The organism is Mycobacterium sp., from assembly GCF_049280035.1.
GTDB lineage: Bacteria > Actinomycetota > Actinomycetes > Mycobacteriales > Mycobacteriaceae > Mycobacterium.
Genome location: NZ_JBAPPI010000889.1, coordinates 1 through 2,464 on the forward strand (window position 1 = coordinate 1; position 2,464 = coordinate 2,464).

Consider the following 2,464-nt stretch of genomic DNA (forward strand, 5'->3'; position numbering starts at 1 on the left):
CAGAATCACGACGCAGACGACGAAGACGATGAGGTTGCGGTCCGGAAAAAGGGCGCCGCTGTGCGTGGTCATCGGGACCGCCAATGCCGCGGCAAGGGACACTGCGCCACGGAATCCGGCCCAGCCCGACACCACGCGTTGGCGCCAGTCGACGCGACGGGTGCGCTGTATCGCGCGCCGGTCCACCGTACGAAGCAACGCGGTGATGGATTCGATACAGGCAAATCGAGTCGCCAAGATAACGCCGATGACGGCAAGAGCCAGCAAAGCGGCGTGCCGAACCCCGCCGTCGACGCCTGCTATACCGCGCACCGCGTTGGGCATTTGCACGCCGACGAACACCCATAGCGAGCCGTTGATCAGAAATGTCGCGAGATCCCAGAATGCATTCGTCTGAAGGCGGGAACGAGCCCGGATAACGTACGGCCCGACGTAGGCCAGCACGAGCGCCGACACCAGAACCGCGACGACGCCGCTGCAGTGAATTGATTGGGCGAGCAAGAATGCGGCGAACGGCGTCAGCAGGCTCAGCGCTCCCGACTCCTGCGGCGCGTCGATTCGGCGGCGCATCAGGGTCACCGCCAGGCCGACCAGCAGCCCGGCGCAAATGCCACCGAGGTAGGAGCCGACGAAGCGGGCCGTCAGGGCGGCCGGGCTGACCGGGTGGCCGCCGACCGCGACTCCGATGCTCACCGTGAACAAGACGAGCGCGGTCCCGTCGTTGATGATGCTTTCCGCCTTCAACACGGTCACTGCGCGGCGCGGTAACTGTTTGGCCAGGCCGGCCACGGCTGCGGCGTCGGTGGGGGAGAGCACGGCGCCGAGGACCGACGCTGCGTGTGACTCCATTCCCATCGCCCGTGCTGTCCAGGTCACCGCTACCGCAGTGGCAATCACCAGGCCGACACTGAGGAAAACGATGACGCGCAGGTTCTTCCGGATCTCGCGAAAGCTGGTGTTCAGGCTTTCCCAATAGAGAATCGCGGGCAAGAACAGCAGCAGCACGATCTCCCCATCGAGCCGCACGCCGCCGAACTGAGGGATCAAGCCCAGCAGTGCCCCGAGCAGGATCAGCAGAACCGGTGGGCCCACTCGATAGCGCCGGCCAAGGACCGTCCCGACGATCACTAGGGCAAAGAGCGCAACGATTACGACAAGCCCGAACACCAGCACATCATCCTGTACGAACCGGTCTGGCGCACGCGGCGTTCGATCTCGTCGCGGATGGGCCGGATCGCGGCCGCGTCTTTGCCAGCCGGATCGTCGAGGGGCCAATCCAGGGGCAAGTCAAACAGCGCAGTTTGGGTATCAAGACGATCACGGGCGCATACCGATCGACCCGGTGATCTGGCGTGGTCGGCTGCGTGCGCAAATCATGGATCACGCTCGCGCAATATCCACATCGGCGCAATCGGATACTCGCATGCTCAATAGGAGGTAGGCACGGCATGACGGCGGAAGCGCACGGTGGTCGCATCCTCGACACCGCAAAGGGCATTCTCATCGGCCTTCGCAGGTGTCCCTCAGAAACTGCTTTCCACGAGTTGCTCAGCGCGGCACAACGTCACCGGATGCCGGTGTTCGCAATGGCCTGGGCGCTCGTGCATCTCGCTAATGGTGGCGCCCATTCACCTCATACTTCTGCCGACGCGCAGTCGGCGGCCCGTGACGAATGGGGTCAGCTCTTCGCCGGGTCGGCGGTGTCGGTCGGTTGAGAGTTCAGCGCCGCGCGGACTCTGTCAGAGGTTGACCGTTGGCTGCACGCAGCAGACAGATGACGGTACTCGGGGCGGGGTTGTCGGAGGTTCGATCCTGATTGGAGTCGATGAGAAACGTCACCGCCAATGAGCTGCCGTCGACGGATTGCCGGGTGTACCGAGAAAATCCGGCAGCGCATTCCCGGTTGGCGACGTCCGCGATCGCGGTATTAACCGCGAGCGGCCCCCGAAGATAAACCTCTGCCGCATGAGCGGTCGCACAGTCGACAACGGTGACCGTGACCACGCTGGGGTCGCTCGGTGGGAGCTCCGCCAAGCAATCACCGACCTGTAAGTCAATCCACTTCTCGGTGCGCGGATTTCGCGTTGCGGGCGGGGCAGCCACGGTGGTTGTCGATGGTCGGTTCATTGAAGTCTGCCCGGGCTTGAGATCGCCCGTGCCGCAGGCCAACAGCAGTGTCAGCGCGGCTACTGAGGCGGCCAAGGGAAATCCGCGTTCATCTCGCAACCAGCGCCGGATCACGCGGGTGCTTAGAGATGACTCGCGGCGTAATTCGCTGCCTGGTCAACCATCCCGTCGTCGGCGTAAGCGGCGTGTGCGGCCCAGTCGCCACCGTCAGAACAGACTGGATCGTCACCGGCGCACAACTCCAGTGTCTTGGGCTGATACAGCGGACCGATGACGACCGGCGGTGCGCCGACCGTATCCATGAACCGGCTTGACGGCGTGCCAAAAAGGGTGACGG

Annotated in this window: 4 protein-coding genes; 1 reads left to right on the plus strand and 3 read right to left on the minus strand. The window is 64.1% G+C overall.

Annotation, left to right across the window (positions count from 1 at the left end):
• The coding region (locus tag WAN71_RS28275; RefSeq protein ID WP_422228493.1) for a Na+/H+ antiporter at nucleotides 1–1,167 on the minus strand (1,167 nt) is incomplete at its 3' end.
• Nucleotides 1,168–1,448: 281 nt separating this feature from the next.
• Between WAN71_RS28275 and WAN71_RS28280 the strand changes: the two genes are divergently transcribed.
• Entirely contained in the window at nucleotides 1,449–1,715 is a 267-nt protein-coding gene (locus WAN71_RS28280; protein WP_422228494.1) for an ANTAR domain-containing protein, read from the plus strand.
• Between the two features lie 4 nt (nucleotides 1,716–1,719).
• Here WAN71_RS28280 and WAN71_RS28285 read toward each other — a convergent pair whose 3' ends face one another.
• Entirely contained in the window at nucleotides 1,720–2,127 is a 408-nt protein-coding gene (locus WAN71_RS28285) for a hypothetical protein (protein WP_422228496.1), read from the minus strand.
• 122 nt (nucleotides 2,128–2,249) lie between these two features.
• On the minus strand, nucleotides 2,250–2,464 hold a 215-nt coding region (locus tag WAN71_RS28290), incomplete at its 5' end, for a cutinase family protein (RefSeq protein WP_422228495.1).